At 69.6% G+C, this 7,092-nt stretch carries 6 protein-coding genes and 1 pseudogene; 5 read left to right on the forward strand and 2 right to left on the reverse strand.

Annotation, left to right across the window (positions count from 1 at the left end; genetic code table 11):
• Positions 1-716 (forward strand): annotated as a pseudogene (locus B1964_RS13415) (NAD(P)/FAD-dependent oxidoreductase); the annotation flags it as partial.
• Positions 713-1,840 carry a hypothetical protein gene (locus B1964_RS13420; protein ID WP_020170915.1) on the forward strand — a complete coding sequence of 376 codons (1,128 nt, stop codon included), beginning with the start codon at positions 713-715 and terminating at the stop codon, positions 1,838-1,840. The pseudogene B1964_RS13415 and the gene B1964_RS13420, both read left to right, overlap by 4 nt.
• Positions 1,841-1,882: 42 nt before the next feature.
• Here the strand turns inward: B1964_RS13420 and B1964_RS13425 are convergent, their stop codons facing one another.
• Positions 1,883-2,842: a methylenetetrahydrofolate reductase gene (locus tag B1964_RS13425; RefSeq protein WP_006370519.1), complete on the reverse strand. Its 960-nt coding sequence runs from the start codon at positions 2,840-2,842 to the stop codon at positions 1,883-1,885.
• Positions 2,843-2,970: 128 nt separating this feature from the next.
• On the opposite strand from B1964_RS13425, the gene B1964_RS13430 reads away from it, so the two are divergent.
• Together B1964_RS13430 and mptB are read left to right on the forward strand one after the other, a co-directional pair.
• The gene (locus B1964_RS13430) at positions 2,971-4,125 is read left to right on the forward strand and encodes a polyprenyl synthetase family protein (protein ID WP_020170914.1); all 1,155 of its coding nucleotides are present in this window, start codon (positions 2,971-2,973) and stop codon (positions 4,123-4,125) included.
• Positions 4,126-4,128: 3 nt separating this feature from the next.
• Positions 4,129-5,682, forward strand: a complete 1,554-nt coding sequence (gene mptB, locus B1964_RS13435; protein WP_035728105.1) for a polyprenol phosphomannose-dependent alpha 1,6 mannosyltransferase MptB — start codon at positions 4,129-4,131, stop codon at positions 5,680-5,682.
• A 2-nt stretch (positions 5,683-5,684) separates the two neighbouring features.
• Here mptB and B1964_RS13440 read toward each other — a convergent pair whose 3' ends face one another.
• Positions 5,685-6,050, reverse strand: coding sequence for an Rv2175c family DNA-binding protein (locus B1964_RS13440; RefSeq protein WP_006370522.1), 366 nt, complete (start codon positions 6,048-6,050; stop codon positions 5,685-5,687).
• Between the two features lie 128 nt (positions 6,051-6,178).
• Here B1964_RS13440 and B1964_RS13445 point away from each other — a divergent pair.
• A partial coding sequence (locus B1964_RS13445; protein ID WP_079930110.1) for a protein kinase occupies positions 6,179-7,092 on the forward strand: 914 nt, incomplete at its 3' end.

Consider the following 7,092-nt stretch of genomic DNA (forward strand, 5'->3'; position numbering starts at 1 on the left):
CGCGATGGCGGCGTCAGATCATCGTCGGCTCGGGTATCGGGATGGCCGTGCGGCTGGGAACCAGGGAGCTGCCCGAGTATCGGGATCTGCCCGCCGACCTCCCCGCGCACGGCGTGCATTCGGCGTTGGGACTGCTCGTCACCGATCGGGACCACCTTCGTCGCGCGCAGACCGCGGCAGCGGTCGGCGAACTGCCCGATCGGCCGGCCTGTGTGGCGATGGGATTCTCCGGCATCGACCCGACCCTCAGCCCACCCGGACACCATCTCGTCAATCTGTGGGCGCAATGGCATCCGCGTCATCTCGCCGACGGGTCGGGGTGGGACGAGGTGGCCGCCACCGCCGCCGACGCGGTCATCGCCGAGGTCGAGCGCCACGCGCCCGGTTTCGCCGACGGCATCGAGCACCGCCACGTCCAAACCCCGCAGGCGCTGGAATCCGAACTGGCACTGATCGGCGGCAACATCATGCACGTCGAGATGACCATCGACCAGATGTTCATGCTGCGTCCGCACCCGGACCTGTCCGGCCACGAGGTGCCCGGCGCCGACGGAATCCTGCTCGCCGGCGCCTCGACCCATCCCGGCGGCGGGGTCACCGGGGCCAGCGGGCGTATCGCCGGACGGGCGGCGATCGCCCGCAGCTCGGGCCGGCACCGCGGCGATACACGCGGTCGGCGCCTATGGCCGCTATCACCCCGGCATCTGGCACGATGATCAGCGTGCGTCCGCCGATCACTCGCCCGAGCCCACCCCGCGCGTCTGCCTTTCTGCTCACGGTCGTGCTGCTCATCGCGGCGCCGTTGATGTCGGGATGCCTGCAACGGTCCACGACGGTCGGTGATCGATTCGCGGGCAGCGTGGTCGTGGCCACCTCACCGGACAATCCGCGTGGCGCACCGAAATTCGACATCCCCGAGTCGATGACCGGCAACATCGCGGTCTCGGACTATCGCGCCAGCACCTCCACGGAGAGTTCGGGCGCCCCGGCATCGGCGCAGCCGGGTTCGCCGTCGGAGGACACCGACCAGCCGGGTTCGTCCCCGTCGGATTCCACGCCGTCGGAGTCCGCGCCGTCCGATTCCACACAGGCGGCCCCGACCCCGCAGGAACAGTCCGGCGACAGCAGCGACGACGCCACGCTGGTCGGCAGCCGGGCGACCTTCAGCAATCTGACCGCAGGTCAGCTCAGTCAGCTCGGCGATATCATCGCCGACGCCTTCGGCGACACCGCGATGACCATGGACCTGTCGGCCAAGCGCAGCGGCTCGGTGGTGCGATTCCGCGGGTCGACCGACCTCACCGGACTGATCCCGAATCGCGACTACGTCCGGTTCACGATCTCGTTCGCCGGCCCGATCACCGCCACCAACGGTGACCAGAACACCAACACCTCGGTCTCCTGGACACCCGAGCCCGGCAAGTCCGCCGATTTCACCGCCGAATCGACCTACGCCGACCCGTCGACCGCCGCGTTCGGCGGCTGGACGTGGCTGATGGTGCTCATCTGCGCCGCCGTGGTGCTCGTCGTCATCCGGTTGGCCTACGTCTCCCGCGACCGCAGCCCGCGCCCGGGACGCCCGGCATCGGCAGCGGGCAAGAAGACATTCGGGAAAAAGACGTCGGGGACCACGACGTCAGGGACCACGACCTCGACGACCACGACCTCAACGACGAAGACCGCCGGTGACACGACACCGGAGAAGGCCACCGTTCCCGCCGACGCTGCGCCCGATCAGGGAGCTGCACACGAGGACCCCGCGGTGTCGAACCCCGCAGTGCCGAACCCCGCGGTGTCGAACTCCGCAGCGCCGGACCCCGGAAACACCGGCAAGTCCTGACCCGACTCCCGCCGGATCACCCTGAGCCGACCGATCGGCCCCTCAGCGCGCCCCGACCGTCGGCAACGCGTCGGGCACGCCCACGCCGAGGCGGTCGAGCACCTCGCAGGTCGCCTTGGCGAAGTTCAGGCTGCAGAAGTGCAGGCCGGCAACGCCTTCGGCGATGAGTCGTTGCGCGGTCTCGGTGGCGAAGTCGATGCCGACGGCACGTACCGCGGCGCGATCCTCCTCCGGGCCGTCACCGGCGGCCTCGGCGAAGCGTTGCTCGACCGCGGGCGGGATCACCGACCCCGACAGCTGCGTCATACGACGGGCACTGGCCAACGAGGTGATCGGCATGAGCCCGGGAATGATCGGCTTGGCCGCCTGCTCGGGGTCGGCGCGTGCCACCCGGTCGCGCAACCGCAGGAAGTCCTCGACGTCGAAGAACATCTGGGTCACCGAATACTCGGCACCGGCACGCAGCTTGCCGACGAGTACGTCGGTGTCCTGGTCGAGATCGCGGGCCCGGTGGTGCCCCTCGGGAAACGAGGCGACGCCGACGTGGAAGTCACCGAGCCCGGAGATCAGCTCGACGAGTTCACGCGCGTACTGCACACCCTGCGGGTGTCGAATCCATTCGCCGAGTGGATCACCCGGCGGATCCCCGCGCAGCGCAAGGAGATTCGTGATGCCCTGGTCGGCGTAGGAACCGACGAGGGCACGCAGTTCGGCGATGCTGTGATTGACGGCGGTCAGATGCGCGACCGTCAGCAGGGTCGTCTGCGTCGCGAGCTCACCGGCGATGCGGACGGTACGATCCCTCGTCGATCCGCCTGCCCCGTAGGTCAGCGACACGAATGCCGGGTCGAGACGTTCGAACACCCGGACCGCCCGCCACAGCCGGGCCTCGCCCTCGATGTCACGGGGTGGCATGAACTCCACCGAGAAGTGCACGACGCCGTTGGCCGGTGGTGCGGCGAGGCGCTCGACGACGGAGAGCGCCGGTGGGGATGAGGTCACCGCGTCATTGTACGTAGGTCGTCACTGCACGTTGGTCGTCACTGCACGTCGGTCGTCCAGGGCGGGGCCGTTCGCGACAGGCACTCCGGGCGTGTCTGTTCGTGGGAGACATGCCCTAGCCTGAGGGAGTGAGCCCGACCGCACCGCCGCCCGCCGCAGAGCCGACGTCGTTGTCGGAGGTACCCGACGCCACGGGCGTGGTCCTCGAGCGCTTCTTCGACGCCACGTTGCCGGTCGCCGGCGCCATCTCGCCGGTCGTGGGGCGCGCCGCCGACATCGTCGCCGACTTCGCCCGGCTCGGCGGCAAACGGGTTCGGCCGATGTTCGCCTACGCGGGCTGGTTGGCCGGGATGAGCAGCCCCGAGAGGCGTCCGCCCCATCCCGAGCAGTCCGTCGCCGATGCGTTGCGGGTCTGTGCCGCACTGGAACTCGTGCAGGCATGTGCACTGATCCACGACGACATCATCGATCATTCCGACACCCGCCGCGGTCGGCCGACGGTGCATCGGCGCTTCGAGACCGCCCATCGCGACGCCGGGTGGTCCGGTGACGGGGCCCGCCACGGTGTCGCCGCGGCCATCCTCGCCGGTGATCTCGCGCTGGCCTGGGCCGACGACCTCGTCGGCGGTCACAGCCCGGCCGGCCCGGACACCGGTGCACCCGCACCGAATCCGCTTCCGGCCGAGGTGTCGGCGGTCTGGGCGGCGATGCGCACCGAGGTGCTCGGCGGGCAGTATCTCGACATCGTCAACGAGGTCAGCGGCGACGACACCGTCGAATCCGCCTATCGGGTGATGGAATTCAAGACCGCCGCCTACACCGTTGCCCGTCCTCTCGAGCTGGGGGCCCGCATGGCCGGCGCACCTGCCGCACTGCTCGACGACCTGCGCTCGGTGGGCCACGATCTGGGCATCGCCTTTCAGCTGCGCGACGATCTGCTCGGGGTGTTCGGCGACCCGGATCGGACCGGTAAGCCCTCCGGCGACGATCTCGCCGAGGGTAAGCGCACCGCGCTTCTGGCGTTGGGCCTCGAGCGCGCCGAGCTGCGCGACCCCCGGTCGGCGGCGGTGTTGCGCGACGCGGTCGGCCGCCGTCTCGACGACCACGAATTGAACCGCATCCGTGAGCTTCTCGTCGACGTGGGGGCCGTCGAGGAGATCGAACGCCGCGTCACCGCTCTGCTCGACGCCGCCGTTGCCCGGCTCGAACGCGCCGAGATCGGCACCGACATCCGGGCCGACCTGATCGCGATGGCCGGTCGGATCGCCCACCGCGAGGCCTGACTCATGTTCTCGCGCAGTCGAGTTGTGACGGCGATCGGCCGGCCCGCGCTCGCGCATCCGGCCCCGCCGCCGCGCCTGCCCACCGAGATCTGGCTCGGCGGGATCGGGGCGATCGCGGTGTGTCTGGGCGGCTTCTCGGTCGCCGACATCCCACGCAACCACCCGGGTCTGCAGGACGTGGGACTCGACGCGATCACCTACGGCCACGGAAAGACGTTGGGCGCGGTCGTGTTCTGGCTCGGCGTCGCATTGATGGTGTTCGCGTGGATGAGAGTGGGTCGCCGACTGTGCGCGCCGGTTGCCGGCGACCCCCTCCTGAGCCTGACCACACTGCGGTGGACCGTGATCGGGTGGGCCGCACCGCTGTGCGTGACCGTGCCACTGTTCAGTCGCGATGTCTACGCCTACCTCGGCCAGGGGGTGGTCTTCGCCGCCGGATTCGATCCCTACGCCGACGGACCGGCCCACCATCCCGGTCCCGTCCTCGACAGCATGGCGCAGGTGTGGGCGTCGACGACGGCGCCGTACGGCCCGATGTTCATGGCGATCACCCGAGGTGTGGTGGCCGTGTCGGGGGAGCACGTGCTCACCGGTGTCTGGTTGATGCGTCTGGTGCTGTTGCCCGGACTCTTGTTGTCGCTGTGGGCCGTTCCACGTCTGGCGACCCATTTCGGCGCGTCACCGGAGGTCGGGGTGTGGCTGGCGTTGCTCAACCCGATGGTGTTGATCCACCTCGTCGGCGGCCCGCACGTGGAACTGCTGATGATGGGTGTGCTGGCCGCCGGACTCGCACTGACCGTCGCCGGCCGGCACATCAGCGGTCTGGCGGTGCTCGGGCTGGCCGTGTCGATCAAGGTCACCGCGGGTGTGGCGATCCCGTTCGTGGTGTGGATCTGGCTCTCGCACATCCGATCCGAACGCAAGGTCACCGGCGGCGATGTCGCGCGGGTGTTCGCGGTGGTGATCGCCGTGCCGGTCGCGGTGTTCGCCGCCTGGACCGCCGCGCTCGGCCTGGGACTGGGCTGGCTCACCGGGCTGGGCTGGGCCGACCAGATCATCAACTGGTTCACGCTGCCCACTGCCGCAGCACATCTGGTGACGCTGGTCGCGGCACCGTTCACCTCACTGAATCTGTGGCCGGTCCTCACCGTCACGCGGGCGATCGGTGCGGTGTGTCTGGCGATCATTCTCGTGGCGCTGTGGTGGCGCCACCGCGCCGACGAACGCAGCGCGATCGCCGGACTGGCCTGGGCGATGCTGGCGGTGCTGCTGCTCGAACCCTCGACACTGCCCTGGTACTACACGTGGGTCCTCGTCGTCGCGGTCGCGTTCACGCTGCCCGGATGGGTCCGCGCCGTCGTGGTCGGGGTGTCGACGTTCATGTTGATCGTCTTCCAGCCGGACGATTCGATCGTCTTCTACAAGCTGCCCGAGGTCGCGTTGGCCGCCGCGCTGTCGCTACTCGCCGCCATCTCGCTGCTGCGCCCCGACCCGCTGCGCCTGGGCGCCCTGGCCCGCCGGTTGTGGGGCGCCGAACCCGGCGGGTCCCGAAGGTAAGCCTAGAACGCCTGTGCCTGCGCGCGTCGGATGACCTCGCGTGCCGAGTGCGTGTGCAGCGCCGCCGCCGGATGCATCTGCAGATCGTCGAGCTCGGTGAACAGCCAGCGCAGCGCCTCGTCGCGGGTGAATCCGCCGTCGAGCAGGACATCGACGAGGCCGGTGAAGTGCTTGGCGATACCGAGGTCGTCGAAGAACAGGCAGGGCACCGCGGGCTCGCCGTCTCGGGAGACGGCGAGCAGGCGGTGGTCGCGGATCAAGGTGCGCACGCGATTGGTCGACACGCCCAACCGTCGGGAGACCTCGTCGATCGAATACGTCTCGACCTCGGCCGGGATGACATCGTGCGAGAGGGGAAGTGAACTCACGGCCCAGAGATTACCGTCTCGCGGGCCGTGTCTTCACCTGGTTCGCCGCCACCACCGCCGTGGTTACGGGGCGCAGCACCGCCGGTGGTTCCGAGGCGCAGCACCGCCACCCGGGTAGATTCACTGTCGTGCAGGCAGGGGTCGACGAGCTGATCGGGGCGGTGCTGGAGGACCGCTACCGCATCGACGCGCCCATCGCCCGTGGCGGCATGTCGGCGGTGTACCTCGCTCTCGATCTTCGGCTGGGCCGCGACGTCGCGGTCAAGGTGATGGACACCCGCTACGCCGCGGACCCACAGTTCTTGCGCCGCTTCGAGTTCGAGGCGCGAGCGGTGGCCGGTCTGAAACATCCCGGGCTCGTCGCGGTCTACGACCAGGGCATCGACGACGGGATCGCGTTCCTGGTGATGGAACTCGTCGAGGGCGGCAGTGTCCGAGAACTGTTGCGCGAGCGGGGTCCGATGCCCCCGCATGCGGTGGTCGCCGTTGCCGATCCGGCGCTGGGCGGACTGGGTACGGCACACGCGGCCGGCCTGGTACATCGCGACATCAAACCCGAGAACGTGCTGATCTCCGATGCCGGCGAGGTCAAGGTCGCCGATTTCGGGCTGGTCCGCGCGGTCGCCGAATCGGGCGTCACCTCGGCCAGCGTCATCCTCGGCACCGCCGCCTACCTCTCCCCCGAGCAGGTCGAGTCCGCGACCGCCGATGCCCGCAGCGACGTCTATTCGATGGGGGTCATGCTTTTCGAATTGCTCACCGGGCGTACGCCGTTCCGCGGCGACACGCCACTGGCACTGGCGTACCAGAGACTGACCTATGACGTGCCGGCGCCCGGTGACGTGATCGCCGGGGTCCCGGTCGAACTCGACGAGGTGGTGTTACGGGCGACCGAACGCCGCCCGGCCGATCGCTATGCGAACGCCTTCGAGATGCGGGAGGCGCTGCTCGACGTGGCCGAGGATCTCGATCTGCCGCCCTTCACCGTGCCGGCCCCACGACGCTCCGCCGAGCGGGAGACGATGGCGCGCCGTCGGGGGGC

The sequence above is a fragment of the Gordonia sp. i37 genome, assembly GCF_002043085.1.
GTDB lineage: Bacteria > Actinomycetota > Actinomycetes > Mycobacteriales > Mycobacteriaceae > Gordonia > Gordonia polyisoprenivorans.